We start from the raw sequence: 14,666 nt of genomic DNA, 5'->3' as shown, positions 1-14,666 counted from the left end.
CGGAGTCAATGGGGTTGCATCAGCGCTTCGATATCGTCGATGCGCTTCGGTACGTCGTCGGTGTATACCTGGTGGCCGTCAGCAGTCACCAGCACGTTGTCTTCAATGCGGATGCCGATGTTGTGGAACGCCACCGGCACGCGGTCGTCCGGGCGGATGTACAGCCCCGGCTCGATGGTGGTGCACATGCCGCTCTGAAAGCTGCGCCACTGCCCGCCCGGACGGCGGGCGCCGACATCGTGCACGTCCAGTCCGATGAAGTGGCCGATGCCGTGCATATAGAAGCGGCGGTAGTCGCCGGATTCGATCACCCCGGTCACGCTGCCGGCCAGCAGTTTCAGGTCCAGCATGCCCTGCACCAGCACCTGCAGCGCGGCGTCAGCCGGCGCATCCAGCCGCGCGCCGGGCTGCACCGCGGCAATTGCCGCCAGCTGCGCCGCCAGCACCACCTCGTACACGTCGCGCTGCGCGCCACTGAAGCGGCCATTGACAGGGAAAGTGCGGGTGATGTCTCCAGCGTAGCCGTTGAACTCGCAGCCGGCATCGATCAATAGCAGATCGCCGTCGTTGAGGCGGGCATTGTTGGCTGCATAGTGCAGCGTGCAGGCGTTGGCACCGCCGGCAACGATGCTCTCGTACGCCGGCTGCCGCGCGCCGTGGCGCACGAAGTGATGCAGCAGCTCGGCCTCGATCTGGTATTCCATCATGCCGGGGCGGCAGGCCTGCATCGCGCGGACATGCGCTTCGGCAGAAATGCGGCCGGCTTGTTGTAACACGGCGATTTCACGCTCGTCTTTGATCAGGCGCATCTCGTCGATCAATGCCAGCAGGTCACCGTACTGCTGCGGTGCGTCCTTACCAACGCGCGCCTGCTGCCGTGCCTGCTGCAGATAGCCGGCGATGCGCGCATCCCAGCCATTGTCGCGCCCCACCGCCCAGTACAGCGCCGCGTGCTCGGCCAGCAGCGGCGGCAGGCGCTGATCCAGCTCGCTGATGCTGTAGGCCTCGTCAAAGCCGAACGCTTCCGCCGCCGCGGCCGGGCCGTAGCGGAAGCCGTCCCAGATCTCGCTGTCCGGATTCTTGTCGCGACAGAACAGCAGCGCCTTGCCGGCCTTGCCATCCAGCACCAGCACCGCTTCCGGCTCGCTAAAGCCGGTCAGGTACAGGAAATGGCTGTCGCCACGATAGGGATAGTGGGCATCGGCGTTGCGGATCACTTCCGGCGCGGTGGGCAGGATGGCGATGGCGTCGCCCAGTTGCGCCAGCAGGCGCTGGCGGCGGTGTTGAAAGCTGACATGCATGACGATTACGTCCGGCAAGGTGGAAATCGCGCTAGTTTAGCAGAACAGGCGCGCCACGCCTGCCCACTGCCGGGCGACAGCGCTTACAATCGGTCATCACCACCACCCCCATCCGTCCGCCATGGCAACCGATCCGCGCATCAGCCAGCGCACGCTGGAACACTACCAGCGCAACGCCGATGAGTTCTGGCAAGGCACCCGCGACCACGACGTCAGCCAGAACATCGCCAGCCTGCTGCGCCACCTGCCGGCCACGGCGCAGACCATCCTCGACTTCGGCTGCGGCCCGGGCCGCGACCTGAAGACGTTTCATGAGCTAGGCCACCGGGCGATCGGGCTGGATGGCGCGGCGCGCTTTGTCGCGATGGCGCGCGAGTACAGCGGCTGCGAGGTGTGGCAGCAGGACTTCCTGCAGCTGCAACTGCCGGCGGCGCACTTCGACGGCGTGTTCGCCAATGCTGCGCTGTTCCACATCCCCGGCGCCGAGCTGCCGCGGGTACTGGCGCAGCTGTTCGCCACCCTCAAGCCCGGCGGCGTGCTGTTCAGCTCCAACCCGCGTGGCAACGGCGAGGAAGGCTGGCAGGGCGAGCGCTATGGCTGCTGGCACAGTTGGCCGCAATGGCAGGCGCTGCTGCAGGGGGCCGGCTTTGCCGAGCTGGAACACTACTACCGCCCGCCGGGCCTGCCACGCGAGCAGCAACCGTGGCTGGCCAGCGTGTGGCGCCGCCCCTGAGGCCCGCGATGCACTGCCGCTTCCACACCGCCATCGACGACATTGCGGCCAACCTTTGGGACGCACTCAACGTCACCGGCTCGCCCTTCCTCAGCCACGCCTTCCTGGCGGCGGCGGAGCGCCACGGCGCGGTGGCGCCGGCACTGGGCTGGCAGCCGGCGCACGTCACGCTGCACGCCGACGACGGCAGCCTGCTCGGCGCGCAGCCGCTGTACCTGCGCACGCACTCGTTCGGCGATTTCTCGCACGACTGGGCGTGGGCCGATGCCTACCAGCGCCTCGGCCAGCGCTACTACCCGAAACTGGTGTGCGGCATCCCCTACACCCCGGCCAGCGGCGCGCGACAGCTGATCCACCGCGATGCCGACCGCGCCAGCGTCAGCCGCGCGCTACTGCACGCCAGCCTGCAGCTGGCCGCCGGCGAACAGGCGTCCTCGCTGCAATACCTGTATCTGGACGACGATGCCGCGCTGCGCGCGGCGCTGGCGAGCCAGGGCTTCCTGCTGCGCCGCGGCTGCCAGTTCCACTGGCACAACGCCGGCTACCGCGACTTTGACGACTTCCTCGCTACCTTCTCCGCCGACAAGCGCAAGAAGGTGAAACGCGAACGGCGCCGCGTCGCCGAGGCCGGCCTGTGCATCGAGATTCGCCACGGCGACGACATCGACGCCGCGCTGTGGCAGCAGATTTACCCGCACTACGTGTCGACCTTCCGCCGCTTCGGCAATCACCCGGCGTTCAGCCTCGATTTTTTCCGCGAAGTTGGCCGCACGCTGGCGCGGCAGCTGGTGGTGTTTCTGGCGCGCGACGCCAGTGATGCAGTGGTCGCCGCCGCCATCTGCTACCGCAGCAACGACACCCTGTACGGCCGCCACTGGGGCGCGGCGGCGGACTACCACAGCCTGCACTTTGCACTGTGCTTCTACGAAGGCATCGATTACTGTATCCGCGAAGGGCTGCAGCACTTCGAACCCGGCGCCCAGGGCGAACACAAGGTCAGCCGCGGCTTTGTGCCGCAGGCGACGTGGTCGGCGTTTCACATCGCCGACCCACGCCTGCGCGGCATGATTGCGGACTTTCTGCAGCGCGAACAGCAGGCGGTGGCGCAGTATCAGGATGAGATGGCGGAGCACCTGCCGTTCCGGCAGCCGGGCTGAGCACAAGCGGTGACGGCAAGGTTGGCCGCAGTGTGATCCGGCCACGCACCGCGGCCTCTGGTAGCGAGCAGGCCAGCGATTCAGCTTGCCGTGCTGAGGTTGAAGCGGAACCGCACCGTGTCAGGAGCCGGGCTGCGGCGTGCCGGCCTGCTCGATGTCGCGCAGCGTGTCCAGCAGCGTCGCGCGCAGCGGGCCGGCCAGCGCCAGCCCGCCCTCCGCCGCCTGCCTGGCCTCGGTGGTATGGCCCTGTTGCAGCAGGATGCGCGCCAGGTTGTTGTAAGCAGCCGCCAGCTGGTGCGTTGCGGCGGTGTCGCGGAACACCTGTGCCGCGGCCGGCAAATCCCCGCTGGCGTACAGCGCATTGCCCAGCCCCATCGCCAGCGTGGTGTTATGCGGCCAACGTTGCCGCGCCGCGCGATAGGCGGTGACCGCTGCTGCCGGCTTGGCGTTGCGCTCGAAGGCCACCAGCGCCCGCGTCGCGTCCTGTTCCGTGACACTCGCCGGCAAACGCCCCGGTGGCAGCGCGACGAACGCCCAGTACTGGCTGCGCTGCCAGGTATGGCCGAAGGTGCGCAGCGTCATCACCTGCCGCCGCATCGGCCCCGAGCGCAGCAGCAGCTGGCCGCGCTCAAGGTCGTAGCCGACCACCACCGCATAGTGCCAGGACGGCGCCCACGACAGGCCCAGGTTCTGCAGCACCACCACCGGATGGCCGGCATCGATTTCCTGTTTCAGCGCCGTCAGCGTGCCGGGGATGACCATCGCCACCGCCCCCTGTCGCCGCGCACCGCTCAGCATCTCGATCTGCAGCGAGCCTTCCCGCCCCGGCAGGAACACCTGCCCCACCAGCTGCGCCGGCGTGGTCGGCAGGCCGACGGCGGACAGGCTGGTCGCCAGCGCCGCCGGGCCGCAAAAATGGCTGTCGTCGGGAAAGAACGGGGTATCGACCAGTTCGGCGCGGGTCAGCTCACCGGGCGCGAGCGCGACCGGCTGCAGCGGCGTGCTGGCGCAAGCGGCCAGCAGCAGAGCACACAGCGCAGCCGGGAGCGCCAGCCGCAGCGCCCCCAACTGCCGGATCAGCGTTGTCAGCATCGGCTTGCCGCTCAGCGCACGGAGCGGGTGAACGGGAACACCTTGGTAAAGCCGAGGATATCGGTGACCACCAGCACGAAGAACACAAACAGGATGGCCCCGATGATGCCGCCGGCAGGCGCCTTGTCGATCTGGTCGGCTAGGTTGGCCGCTTCCTCGTCGGTCAGCGCGGCGACGCGTTCCTGGGCGCTGGCAGGGTCGATGCCAAGACGTTCCATTTCGCCACGCACATTGTCACGGGCCAGTACCGCGGCCAGGCGGGCGTGGCCGGAATCAGGGGTAGTGGTCGCGGCCAGGCGGGCCACTTCTTCGGTGCTCACCATGGCGGCCTGGGCGGATTGCAGCAGGCTGACGTTGAGCATGGAGCAACAGACAACAAGAGCGAGCGTGCGCTGAAAGCGTTTCATGATGTGTTCCTCGTGCAGGATTAAGAAGCAGAAGACGCTGCGTCGCATGCCGTAACGAAGAGGGTGACGAGCGTTGAACCATTATAGACAGCGCATTTGCATGATTTGGCCTATTGCATGCCCGGATGTAAACGCTGGCGCAAACGAACCGGCGCAACCACAAGGTTGGCCGCAAGCCACCACACAAGACAGAACGCCCGCCGGATGGCTCCGGCGGGCGTTCTGCCATTCAGTGCACCTGCATCAACAGCGTGGCTTGCGGCCAACCATCAGCGGGGAGAACCGTCGCGCCGTGCCGCGGCAACACCATGGCCGCGTTGCCAGGCTGCAAAACACCGGTCACCGCATGGCCAGCCAGCGCACTGCCGCGGCCAGATCCCGCCGCGCCTTACTGCTCCGGCTGGTCACTGAGCGCCTTGAGATTGGCCCTGAGGCGATCACTCATCGGCATGTTCAGCATCACACCATTGGGCGGAATCGGCGACTCGAACCACTTCTGGTACAGCCGCTCAAACTCGCCGGACTGCATCAGTCGCGCGATGGTGCCATCCACCAGTTTCTTGAACTCGGGATCATCCTTGCGCAGCATGCAGCCGTAGGGCTCGACCTGCAAGGTGTCGCCGACGACGCTCAGCGCGGCCGGATCCTTGACGTTGGCGCGCAAGCCGAACAGCAGGATATCGTCGAGCGCCAGCGCGGCCGCGCTATTGTTTTCCAGCAAGGCCAGCGACTCGCCGTAATCCTTGCCCAGCACGAATTGCATGCCCAGATTGTGGTCGGCGCTGTACTTGCGCATGACTTTCTCGTTGGTACTGCCCGCGGTGGTGGCGACCGTTTGCCCGGCCAGGTCGGCGTAATTCTTGACCTTGCTGCCCGTTTTCACCAGCAAGCGGGTCCCGGCATAAAAATGGCTGACCGCGAACGCGACGACCTTGCCGCGCGCGGCATTATTAGTGGTGGAACCGCACTCCAGGTCATAGCTGCCGTTCACCAGCAAGGGAATGCGATCCTGGGCGCTGACCGGCATATAGGCCACCACGAGACCCGGCTTGTTCAGCCTTGTTCGCACGTCGCCGACAATGGCTTCGGTCAGGTCCACCGCGAACCCCATCGGCTTGTGCTCGGCGGGCCGGTAGCTGAATGGAACGGCCGCTTCGCGGTAGGACACGGTGATCCTGTTCGTTTCAAGGATCTTGTCCAGGGTCTGCGCCTGGACGAAGGACGACATGGCCACCAGACTGGCGATGAGCAGCGTGGCAGGCTTCAGATTCATGGTTTTCATGTTATTTCCTTCAGGCAGGCAACTCGGACCCGTCACCATTAGCGCTGACTCTGCCAACAGCAAATCCGCGCGTTTGACACCCGTGTCGTCGAGATCATTAACGATGAATGCGGCAGAAAACCGTCAGAACACAGCCGCATGCAACACGCGTCCTCCGGTTTCCCTCGCTCACGGCACCTCGCCCGCCACCCATAGCAGCCGGCCATACGCCGTGATCCCTTAAACCTAGATCCCCGTCCGCAATGCGCAATGATGTACATCAAACGCCAGCGCCCTCTTCGTGTCTTTGCGCCGGACATGGCTCAGCCGGCCAAGGTTGGCCGCAAGCCCCGCCACAAGACAAAACGCCCGCCGGATTGCTCCGGCGGGCGTTTGGCGTTTCAGCGCGAAGCCATCAAGTGCGCGGCTTGCGGCCGACCTTGGGCTGGCCGCTGCGCTGTGGCGGCGTGATGTGGGTCGGCTTGTGCGCCGGCTTGCGCTGCTGGCGGTGGCGGGTGTTCTGCACCTGCAGCAGCGCGTCGATCTTCTCCGACGTCGACTGCATCAGGCTTTGCGCCAGCTCGCCGTGCGGGAAGGTTTCCGGCATGCGGTAGCTGAGCCAGGCGTAGGCGGAGTACAGCTTGCAGGTGTCCTCGAGGAACTGCAGCTCGTTGCGGCCGCCACGGCCTTCCATGCGCAGCAGCGACGCCTGCTTGCCCTTGGCGCGGCACTCGGCCCAGTCCTGCAGCGCCTGTTCCAGCATCGCGATCTTGGTCGACACCGGGCACAGGCTGAACAGGAAGCGGTCTTCCAGCGGCAGCTTCAGCGTGTCCAGCCACTTCGCCTTCTCGATCTGGTCGCTGAGGTTGGCCGGCAGGAAGAATTCGTCGTGCACGTTGATGTGCTTGGCGAACAGCTCCAGCAGTGCCTGCAGCCGCTCCTGGCCGCTGGCTTCGGCGATCTGCTGCAGGTAGGACAGGTTGGGCGCCACGTAGAAACCGGTGCTCGGCAGCGGCTCCAGCTTTTGCTGCAGCAAGGCGGCGATCACCTTGTGCGTCTTGCCGTCGAAGCCGGCGACATAGCCGGTCTCGTGCTGGCCGAAACGGCCGGCGCGGCCGGCGATCTGCTTGGCCAGTGCGGCGGCGATGGTGCCTTCGGCGTAGCCGTCCCACTTGCTGGAGGTGGTGAAGATCACCCGCCGCGCCGGGGTGTTCAGCCCCATGCCGATGGCGTCGGTGCCGACCACCACCTGCGTCTCGCCGTCGATGAAGCGCTCGGCCTGCGCCTGGCGCACTTCCGGCGACAGGTTGCCGTAGATCGCCGACACGCTCATGCCCTGCGCGATGGCCTGGTCGCGCCAGTTCAGCACCTCGCGGCGCGAGAACGCGATCAGCACGTCGCCGGCGCGCAGGTTTTTCAGGCTGCCCAGCGGTGCCTTCTCCATTTCCAGCGGCGACTTGCGCTGCAGTTCGCGGATTTCCAGCGTGCCACCGACGCGCTTGACCAGCGACTGGATCGCCTCCTTGGCTTCCAGCGCGCCGAGCAGGTAGACCGTCTGCGCCGGCACGCCGCACACCGCCGCCGTCCACGCCGCGCCGCGATCCGGGTCGTCCAGCAGCTGGATTTCGTCGATCACCGCCACGTCCACCGCGCGATTGGGGTTGAGCATTTCCACGGTACTGGCCACGTGGCTGGCGTGCGGGTGCAGCTTGCGCTGCTCGCCGGTGATCAGGCTGACCGCGACGTTGGCATTCAGCAGGCGCTGGTAGTTTTCCATCGCCAGCAGCCGCAGCGGCGCGAGGTAGACGCCGGTCTTCGCCTGCGCCAGGTGTTCCATCGCGGCGTGGGTCTTGCCGGAGTTGGTCGGCCCCAGCACCGCGATGAAGTGGCGCTGCATGCCGGCGGCGAGGGTGAACGATTCCGGGTACAGCGACAGGTTGATGGCGTTGCGGGTCTTCTCCGCCTGGCTGGCGGCGGCACGTGTCGCCACCAGCGCCGCGATACGGTCCAGTGCCAGCTCGCAGCGCAGGCGCGCCAGCTCGTACTTGGCCTGCAGCGCGTTGAGCGCGCTTTGCGGATCGACGCGGTGCTCGTTCGCCAGTGTCATCACCTGGCCGGCGCAGCGCAGCAGCTGCGCCTCGAGGCGCTCACGCGCCTCGTCGTTCCAGCGCAGCTGGACCAGCGCCAGCCGTTCGGCGGCGTCGAGCTTGCGCCACTTGCCGGTTTTGCCGAGGAAGCCGGCGTCCGGCACCAGGTGGTAAGGCACGGTGCGCTTGCCGACCTTGATCTGCCCCTGCACCGAGACGGCGTAGCTGCCCTCGGTGGTCACCAGCGTGGCGTGGTATTGCTGCAGATAGGCGTTCAGCGCGCCGATGGCGTCTTCGGACGCGGTGTCGGGGGCAATCGTGGGTTCGGTCATGGGTATCCGTCAGGGAAAATCAGCGCGGGATGGCGCCAGATGGCATGGGCGGGACGAGGCGCCGCCGGCAAACAAAAACCGCCTGCGGGCTGCGCGCAGTCCGTCAGGCGGCGTGTTCCGGCGCGATCAGTTCTGGCCGCAGCAGGCCTTGTACTTCTTGCCGCTGCCGCATGGGCACGGATCATTGCGGCCAACCTTGTCGCCTTCGCGACGCATGGTCACCGGTGCCTGCTCCTTGGCACGCCAGTAGCCGTAGACCGCCAGCACCGCTTCGTCCAGCTCGCTCTTGAAGCTTTCCAGCTCGGCGGCGGTGAATTCCATCATCGCCGGCTCGTCGCCGTCGGCATCGAACATGCCGCCCAGCGCCATCACCGGCATCAGCAGCTCTTCGAAGCCTTCGTCGTCGGCGGCATCGAACCAGTCGGTCGGCACCACGTCCAGCGCGTACATGAAGGCATTGCACCACGGACGGAAGTCCGGCGCTTCGCCCTCTTCCTCGCTGTACAGCGTCAGTTCCGGCAGGTCGCCGTCGGCCAGCGCCTCGGCGGCAGCATCGTAGTACTTCTGCAGCAGCGCCTTGATCTCGGCTTCGCTGTCGGCGCTTTCAAAGGCCGGCGCATCGCCGAGCACGTCTTCCAGCCAGTCGTCGATGGTGAGCTTGTCCGGGCCGCACGCCAGCGCGCAAAAGAAACCCTGCACTTCGTCCGGGCGCATGGTGGTGCCGGCCTGCGACAGCGGGGTCAGCAGCGTTTCCAGACGCTCCAGATCTACTTCGTTGAATTCGGTCATGTTCGTTCTCCGTAAGGTTTGGCGCGCATTGTACGCGTGTTCCCCGGTACTGGCAGCAGGCGTGCTGTTTTCAGGATAGCAAAAAGCCCGTCAGGTGCTTGACGGGCTGTGGCGACTGCGGGAGATTGCCGGACTCAGGCGGCGGCCAGTTCCGGCTCGCTGATCTGCAGCAGCGTCTGCTTGCGGATCTGGTTGGCCTGGCAGGCACAGCTGCCGCACTCGGTGGCGACCTTCAGTTCGCGCGCCAGATCGCTCATGCGCGTGGCACCATTGCAAACGGCGGCGCGGATATCGCGATCGGTTACTCCGTGGCAAAGGCAGACGTACATGGCATGAATCCTGAATAAGAATTGATCTTGATATCCATACTAGAAGACAATGATAACGATTGTCAATTAAGAGGAAGGCAAATCCGCGATGAGCAGCACGCAATGGAAACCGAATACCACAGTCGCCGCCATCATCGAGCGCGACGGCCGCTTCCTGATGGTGCGCGAACAGACCGACGACGGCATCCGCCTCAACCAGCCGGCCGGCCATCTGGAATACGGCGAAACCCTGCTGCAGGCGGTGGTGCGCGAAGCGCGCGAGGAAACCGCCCACGCCTTCACGCCGCGGGCACTGGTCGGCATCTATCTGGCGGACAAGACCGGCAGCGACATCACCTATCTGCGCTTCGCCTTCTGCGGTGACGCCGGCGCGCACGACCCGGCGCAGCGGCTGGACGACGGCATCCTCGCCGCCGAATGGCTGAGTGCGGACGAGATCATGGCCAGCGCGGCGCTGTGGCGCAGCCCACTGGTGGGACGCTGCCTGCAGGACTACCTTGCCGGCCAGCGTGCCAGCCTCGACCTGATCCACCACCACTTGCCAGGCTGAGCCGATGCCACCCCTCATGCGCTGGCTGTCGATTGCGCTGCTCGCGGCGCTGCCGGCCGTGGCCGCCGGTGCGGAGGTGCTGACGCTCTGTTACCATTACGGCTGCGATCGCAACCGCCGCATTGAACTGGACGACACTGCCCAGATATGGTTCAGACAGCGGCTGGATGACGCCGCCGACGCCGCCGGCGAGCGCGCGGCACTGCAGGACATCGTGTTGTCCTATTACCAGCACGCGGCGCGCGAGGCGCCGATTGCCAGCGACCGCGGCGGCAATCACGAGGATGCGGCCAACGTTGGCCGCATGGATTGTCTCGATCACAGCCATAATGTGCTGGTGCTGTTGCAATTGCTGACCAACCACGGCTGGCTGCGCCACCACCAGCTGCTGGGCCAGGTGCACCGTGCGCCACTGTTGTTCGACCATCACGCGGCGGTGGCCGTGCGCGACGTGACATCAGGCCAGGATTGGGTGATCGACAGCTGGTTCCGGGATTTCGGGGCACCGCCGGTGGTGGTGCCTCTTGCTATTTGGAAGGAAGGATTTTCTCCGTGACGGGTAAAAAACGTATTGTCGTCGGCATGTCCGGCGGCGTGGATTCGTCGGTCACCGCCTGGCTGCTGAAGCAGCAGGGCCACGAAGTGATCGGCGTGTTCATGCAGAACTGGGAAGACGACAACGACGACGAATACTGCTCCATCAAGCAGGACGCGCTGGACGCGATGAGCGTGGCCGACATCGTCGGCATCGACATGGAGATCGTCAACTTCGCCAAGGAGTACAAGGACCGCGTGTTCTCCTACTTCCTGAAGGAGTACTCCGCCGGCCGCACCCCCAATCCGGACGTGCTGTGCAATGCCGAGATCAAGTTCAAGGCCTTTCTCGATTACGCGCTGGAGCTGGGTGCCGACTGCATCGCCACCGGCCATTACGCGCGCAAGCTGGAACAGGACGGCGTGCACTACCTGATGAAGGGCGTCGACCACACCAAGGACCAGAGCTACTTCCTGTACCGCCTGCAGCAGCACCAGCTGGCGAAGGCGCTGTTTCCGCTTGGCGACATCCGCAAGACCGAGGTGCGCCGCCTGGCCGAGGAAGCCGGGCTGCCGACCGCCGCCAAGAAGGACTCCACCGGCATCTGCTTCATCGGCGAGCGCCCGTTCCGCGAGTTCCTGCAGCGCTACCTGCCGACCAAGCCGGGCGAGATGATCACCCCGGACGGCAAGACCGTCGGCGAACACGTCGGGCTGATGTTCTACACCCTCGGCCAGCGCAAGGGCCTCAATATTGGCGGCAACAAGGATGGCAACGGCGAGCCGTGGTTCGTCGCCGGCAAGGACATTCCCGGCAACAAGCTGATAGTGGTGCAAGGGCATGACCACCCGCTGCTGCTGAAGTCGACGCTGGCGATGGATGACCTGTCGTGGACGCTGCCGCAGCCACCCGCCGCCGGCGACTACGCCGCCAAGAACCGCTACCGCATGGCCGACGCCGGCTGCAGCCTGTCGCCTATCGTCGACGGCCGTGCCACGCTGACCTTCCGCGACAAGCAGTGGGCGGTCACCCCCGGCCAGTCCGCCGTGCTGTACGACGGCGATATCTGCCTCGGCGGCGGCATCATCCAGTAAGCGCCACTAACCCCCCCGTGCCTGCGGCCAACGTTGGCCGCAACGCCAACACCCCGCCGCGGCGGGGTGTTTTGCTTTTAGAGCCGCTAACAAAACCCCTGATCCTGCGTTGCGCCTCCTTGCCGTACGACTTGTACTGTCTGCGTCGGCGCGCCTTGGCTCAGGTGCGCTGCGAGGTTTTGTTAGCGGCTCTTATGGCCGTCGCCCGGTTCAGCCCTTCAGCTGCCGGTGCCAGGCCTGTAAGGCCGCCAGCTGTTTGCGGATCTTCTCCTGGATCGCGGCGTCCACCAGATTGCCGTCGCCGTCGAAGGAGGCGCTGAACGCGTTGGCGAACACCTCCGGCTGGTTCAGGATGTGCAGATTGAGGAACACGGCGCTCTGGCGCAGGTGGTGCTGCGCGCGCGAACTGCCCATGCCGCCGGCCGCGCCCATGATCGCCGCCGGCTTGCCGCTGAGCAGCGCGTTGTCCGGCTCGCGCGACGCCCAGTCCAGCGCGTTTTTCAGCGCCGGCGCCATCGAGTAGTTGTACTCCGGGCACACCAGCAGCAAGGCATCGGCCGCGGCAAACTGCTGCAACAGCGTCACCACCGTCGCCGGCTTGACCGTGATGTCGGCATTGTAGAACGGCACCTCCGACAGATCGGCGACCACGATCTGCATGTCCTGCGGTGCGTTGGCCACTGCATAACGCATCAGGCCCTTGTTGGTGGATTTCTGGCGCAAACTGCCGCAAACGGCAAGCACATTGAGACTCATCTGGTCACTCCCCGGCAAGAATTGGACATGGTTTTACCGGTATAGGCGCCGCGCCATGAAATTGCGACTTCTGCATGTCATGACCGGCTGCCATGCTGGCGCTTGCTGCCGCCCCTGACGGGTTAACGTTTGCCATTAACGATAGTCAAATAAAACTGATTTTCAGTTGATTTGTACCTACCGGTAAAATGGTTAATTGAACCCAGAAAATAAATAACCACGGCAAGGCTTGATTATTAAAAGAAATATCCGTCAGAAAATAATCCGCCGTTTTCAAAGACGATTAATACCTTGCCCTTATCAGATATTGAATTAAAATATATCAATACGATTTATGATGAAGGAGTCCCTCCCATGCAAGGCGACAAAGCCGTAATCAAGGCGCTCAACACCGTGCTGTGCAACGAACTGACCGCCATCAACCAGTTCTTCCTGCACGCCCGCATGTGCAAGAACTGGGGACTAAACGGCCTCAACAAGCATTTCTACCAGCAGTCGATCAAGGCGATGAAACGCGCCGACGAGCTGATCGAACGCATCCTGTTCCTGGAAGGCCTGCCCAACCTGCAGCAACTGGGCAAGCTGATGATCGGCGAGAATGTCGAGGAAATGCTGGCCTGTGACATCGCCCTGGTCAGCGGCCATATCGGCGACCTGCGCAAGAGCATCACCCTCAGCGAAAAAGCGGAAGATTACGTTACCCGCGAAGAGCTGACCGAGCTGCTGGAAGCGGAAGAAGAATACGTGGACTGGCTGGAAACCCAGCAGACCCTGATCAAGGACGTTGGCCTCGCCAACTACCTGCAATCGCAAATGGAAGACTGAGGAGCGGCACCATGCAAGGCAGCAAGAAAATCATCGAAGCCCTGAACACCCTGCTGACCGCAGAAATGACCTCGGTTGACCAGTACTTCATCCACAGCGAAATGTACGGCAACTGGGGCTACAGCAAGCTGTACGAGCGTCTGCACCACGAGCGCGACGAGGAAATGAGCCACGCCAAGATGCTGATCGAACGCATCCTGTTCCTCGACGGCGTGCCGGACATCGCCCCGCGCGGCAAGCTGCGCATCGGCAAGGACGTACCGTCGATGCTGGCCAACGATCTGGAAACGGAATACGAAGTTGCCGCCGCCCTGAAAAAGGCCATCGTGCTGGCCGAGAAGGAACACGACTTCGTCACCCGCAGCATCCTGACCAAGCTGCTGGATGACACCGAAGTCGACCACGCCCACTGGCTGGAGCAGCAGCTGGGCCTGATCAAGGCCATGGGCATCAACAACTACCTGCAATCGCAAGCCAGCTGATCGCACGACGCGCCACGGCCCTGCCCGCCACCGACAACGGTGGCGGGCAGGGCCTGTTTTTTTGGCCCGCGCCATCAACAACCGCTAGAATGTCGCTACCGTGTCCGGCGGCCGCGCGAACCATCGCCGCTGCGCGCGCTCTAACCCCCTTGTAGCCGAATAAACCCAGCCCTGCGCCCAGATAACGGTCGCAGGCTTGCCCATTGCCACAGGACGACCATGGCCGTAGCAAAGAAAAACAATCAGCTCCTCGAGCTGATCATCAACATCGTGATTCCCTCGCTGATCCTGATGAAGCTCAGCGCCGAACAGTACCTTGGCACCGCCAATGCGCTGCTCTTGGCCTTGGCCTTTCCGCTGGGCTGGGGGCTGTACGACCTGCTGCGCAACCGCAAGACCAATTTCATTGCCATCCTCGGCCTGGTCAGCATTCTGCTCACCGGCGGCATCGGCCTGCTGCATCTGGATGCGCAGTGGCTGGCGGTGAAGGAAGCCGCCATTCCCGGCCTGATCGGCATCGCGGTGCTAGCCTCGACCCGCACCCGCTACCCGCTGATCAAGACCGTGCTCTACACCCCGGCGGTGATCGACGTAGCCAAGGTGCAGCAGCACCTGGAGCAACGCGGCAACACCCGCCAGTTCGAGGCGCGCCTGCTGAAGGCGACCTACCTGCTCAGCGCCACCTTCTTCTTTTCCTCGGTGATGAACTACGTGCTGGCCAAGTGGATCGTCACCAGTCCGTCCGGCACCGAAGCCTTCAACGAAGAACTGGGTCGCATGACACTGCTGAGCTACCCGATGATCGCCATCCCGTCGCTGGTGATGATGATGGCGGTGCTGTACTACATCTCGCGCGGCATGCGCGAGCTGGCCGGGCTCAGCTTTACCGAGGCACTGCGCCAGGACTTGACCTGACCTTGGCTTGGTCTGAAGCGT

General features: G+C 64.6%; 16 protein-coding genes. 8 read left to right on the top strand and 8 right to left on the bottom strand.

The features are described from left to right. Positions 1 to 5: 5 nt before the first annotated feature. Complete coding sequence (gene pepP, locus ACG97_RS03780) at positions 6 to 1,301, bottom strand: Xaa-Pro aminopeptidase (protein ID WP_047966002.1); 1,296 nt, start codon at positions 1,299 to 1,301, stop codon at positions 6 to 8. A gap of 121 nt (positions 1,302 to 1,422) precedes the next feature. Here pepP and ACG97_RS03775 point away from each other — a divergent pair, with 121 nt between their 5' ends. Both ACG97_RS03775 and ACG97_RS03770 read left to right on the top strand, forming a co-directional pair. Then, complete coding sequence (locus tag ACG97_RS03775) at positions 1,423 to 2,034, top strand: bifunctional 2-polyprenyl-6-hydroxyphenol methylase/3-demethylubiquinol 3-O-methyltransferase UbiG (protein WP_047966001.1); 612 nt, start codon at positions 1,423 to 1,425, stop codon at positions 2,032 to 2,034. An 8-nt stretch (positions 2,035 to 2,042) separates the two neighbouring features. Beyond that, complete coding sequence (locus ACG97_RS03770) at positions 2,043 to 3,191, top strand: GNAT family N-acetyltransferase (RefSeq protein WP_047966000.1); 1,149 nt, start codon at positions 2,043 to 2,045, stop codon at positions 3,189 to 3,191. 120 nt (positions 3,192 to 3,311) lie between these two features. Here ACG97_RS03770 and ACG97_RS03765 read toward each other — a convergent pair whose 3' ends face one another. The 6 genes from ACG97_RS03765 to ACG97_RS03740 form a co-directional block, all read right to left on the bottom strand. Further along, on the bottom strand, positions 3,312 to 4,283 hold the full coding sequence (locus ACG97_RS03765; protein WP_047965999.1) for a PA2778 family cysteine peptidase: 972 nt from the start codon (positions 4,281 to 4,283) through the stop codon (positions 3,312 to 3,314). Between the two features lie 11 nt (positions 4,284 to 4,294). Next, positions 4,295 to 4,690 carry a PA2779 family protein gene (locus ACG97_RS03760; RefSeq protein ID WP_047966092.1) on the bottom strand — a complete coding sequence of 132 codons (396 nt, stop codon included), beginning with the start codon at positions 4,688 to 4,690 and terminating at the stop codon, positions 4,295 to 4,297. Between the two features lie 388 nt (positions 4,691 to 5,078). Further along, a complete protein-coding gene (locus ACG97_RS03755; protein WP_047965998.1) occupies positions 5,079 to 5,972 on the bottom strand; it encodes an amino acid ABC transporter substrate-binding protein in 894 nt (297 codons plus the stop codon). Between the two features lie 394 nt (positions 5,973 to 6,366). Then, positions 6,367 to 8,370 (bottom strand): helicase-related protein, encoded by a 2,004-nt coding sequence (locus ACG97_RS03750; RefSeq protein ID WP_082133632.1) that lies wholly within the window; start codon positions 8,368 to 8,370, stop codon positions 6,367 to 6,369. Positions 8,371 to 8,496: 126 nt separating this feature from the next. After that, complete coding sequence (locus tag ACG97_RS03745; RefSeq protein WP_047965997.1) at positions 8,497 to 9,159, bottom strand: YecA family protein; 663 nt, start codon at positions 9,157 to 9,159, stop codon at positions 8,497 to 8,499. A gap of 134 nt (positions 9,160 to 9,293) precedes the next feature. Then, positions 9,294 to 9,488, bottom strand: coding sequence for a (2Fe-2S)-binding protein (locus ACG97_RS03740; protein WP_047965996.1), 195 nt, complete (start codon positions 9,486 to 9,488; stop codon positions 9,294 to 9,296). 88 nt (positions 9,489 to 9,576) lie between these two features. On the opposite strand from ACG97_RS03740, the gene ACG97_RS03735 reads away from it, so the two are divergent. The 3 genes from ACG97_RS03735 to mnmA are packed head-to-tail and all read left to right on the top strand — an operon-like array spanning position 9,577 to position 11,667. Continuing rightward, positions 9,577 to 10,038, top strand: coding sequence for an NUDIX hydrolase (locus tag ACG97_RS03735; RefSeq protein ID WP_047965995.1), 462 nt, complete (start codon positions 9,577 to 9,579; stop codon positions 10,036 to 10,038). A gap of 4 nt (positions 10,039 to 10,042) precedes the next feature. Then, positions 10,043 to 10,594: a hypothetical protein gene (locus ACG97_RS03730; RefSeq protein WP_156167918.1), complete on the top strand. Its 552-nt coding sequence runs from the start codon at positions 10,043 to 10,045 to the stop codon at positions 10,592 to 10,594. Between the two features lie 26 nt (positions 10,595 to 10,620). Then, on the top strand, positions 10,621 to 11,667 hold the full coding sequence (mnmA, locus tag ACG97_RS03725) for a tRNA 2-thiouridine(34) synthase MnmA (RefSeq protein ID WP_238377252.1): 1,047 nt from the start codon (positions 10,621 to 10,623) through the stop codon (positions 11,665 to 11,667). 210 nt (positions 11,668 to 11,877) lie between these two features. Here the strand turns inward: mnmA and ACG97_RS03720 are convergent, their stop codons facing one another. Beyond that, complete coding sequence (locus ACG97_RS03720) at positions 11,878 to 12,423, bottom strand: NADPH-dependent FMN reductase (protein WP_047965992.1); 546 nt, start codon at positions 12,421 to 12,423, stop codon at positions 11,878 to 11,880. Positions 12,424 to 12,777: 354 nt separating this feature from the next. Between ACG97_RS03720 and bfr (ACG97_RS03715) the strand changes: the two genes are divergently transcribed. The 3 genes from bfr (ACG97_RS03715) to ACG97_RS03705 all read left to right on the top strand — a co-directional run bounded on the left by bfr (ACG97_RS03715) (position 12,778) and on the right by ACG97_RS03705 (position 14,645). Then, complete coding sequence (bfr, locus tag ACG97_RS03715) at positions 12,778 to 13,248, top strand: bacterioferritin (protein ID WP_047965991.1); 471 nt, start codon at positions 12,778 to 12,780, stop codon at positions 13,246 to 13,248. An 11-nt stretch (positions 13,249 to 13,259) separates the two neighbouring features. Then, positions 13,260 to 13,730 (top strand): bacterioferritin, encoded by a 471-nt coding sequence (gene bfr, locus ACG97_RS03710; RefSeq protein WP_047965990.1) that lies wholly within the window; start codon positions 13,260 to 13,262, stop codon positions 13,728 to 13,730. 219 nt (positions 13,731 to 13,949) lie between these two features. After that, a complete protein-coding gene (locus tag ACG97_RS03705) occupies positions 13,950 to 14,645 on the top strand; it encodes a VC0807 family protein (RefSeq protein WP_047965989.1) in 696 nt (231 codons plus the stop codon). Positions 14,646 to 14,666 lie beyond the last annotated feature (21 nt).

The organism is Vogesella sp. EB, from assembly GCF_001037925.1.
Classification (GTDB): Bacteria; Pseudomonadota; Gammaproteobacteria; order Burkholderiales; family Chromobacteriaceae; genus Vogesella; species Vogesella indigofera.
Note: the sequence above shows the minus strand (reverse complement) of the source record. Positions and strands in the feature narration are given on the sequence as shown.

Coding starts and splice junctions, on each gene's coding strand:
- pepP (WP_047966002.1), bottom strand. CDS start 1,301: ATGCATGTCAGCTTTCAACACCGCCGCCAGCGCCTGCTGGCGCAACTG.
- ACG97_RS03775 (WP_047966001.1), top strand. CDS start 1,423: ATGGCAACCGATCCGCGCATCAGCCAGCGCACGCTGGAACACTACCAG.
- ACG97_RS03770 (WP_047966000.1), top strand. CDS start 2,043: ATGCACTGCCGCTTCCACACCGCCATCGACGACATTGCGGCCAACCTT.
- ACG97_RS03765 (WP_047965999.1), bottom strand. CDS start 4,283: ATGCTGACAACGCTGATCCGGCAGTTGGGGGCGCTGCGGCTGGCGCTC.
- ACG97_RS03760 (WP_047966092.1), bottom strand. CDS start 4,690: ATGAAACGCTTTCAGCGCACGCTCGCTCTTGTTGTCTGTTGCTCCATG.
- ACG97_RS03755 (WP_047965998.1), bottom strand. CDS start 5,972: ATGAAAACCATGAATCTGAAGCCTGCCACGCTGCTCATCGCCAGTCTG.
- ACG97_RS03750 (WP_082133632.1), bottom strand. CDS start 8,370: ATGACCGAACCCACGATTGCCCCCGACACCGCGTCCGAAGACGCCATC.
- ACG97_RS03745 (WP_047965997.1), bottom strand. CDS start 9,159: ATGACCGAATTCAACGAAGTAGATCTGGAGCGTCTGGAAACGCTGCTG.
- ACG97_RS03740 (WP_047965996.1), bottom strand. CDS start 9,488: ATGTACGTCTGCCTTTGCCACGGAGTAACCGATCGCGATATCCGCGCC.
- ACG97_RS03735 (WP_047965995.1), top strand. CDS start 9,577: ATGAGCAGCACGCAATGGAAACCGAATACCACAGTCGCCGCCATCATC.
- ACG97_RS03730 (WP_156167918.1), top strand. CDS start 10,043: ATGCCACCCCTCATGCGCTGGCTGTCGATTGCGCTGCTCGCGGCGCTG.
- mnmA (WP_238377252.1), top strand. CDS start 10,621: ATGTCCGGCGGCGTGGATTCGTCGGTCACCGCCTGGCTGCTGAAGCAG.
- ACG97_RS03720 (WP_047965992.1), bottom strand. CDS start 12,423: ATGAGTCTCAATGTGCTTGCCGTTTGCGGCAGTTTGCGCCAGAAATCC.
- bfr (WP_047965991.1), top strand. CDS start 12,778: ATGCAAGGCGACAAAGCCGTAATCAAGGCGCTCAACACCGTGCTGTGC.
- bfr (WP_047965990.1), top strand. CDS start 13,260: ATGCAAGGCAGCAAGAAAATCATCGAAGCCCTGAACACCCTGCTGACC.
- ACG97_RS03705 (WP_047965989.1), top strand. CDS start 13,950: ATGGCCGTAGCAAAGAAAAACAATCAGCTCCTCGAGCTGATCATCAAC.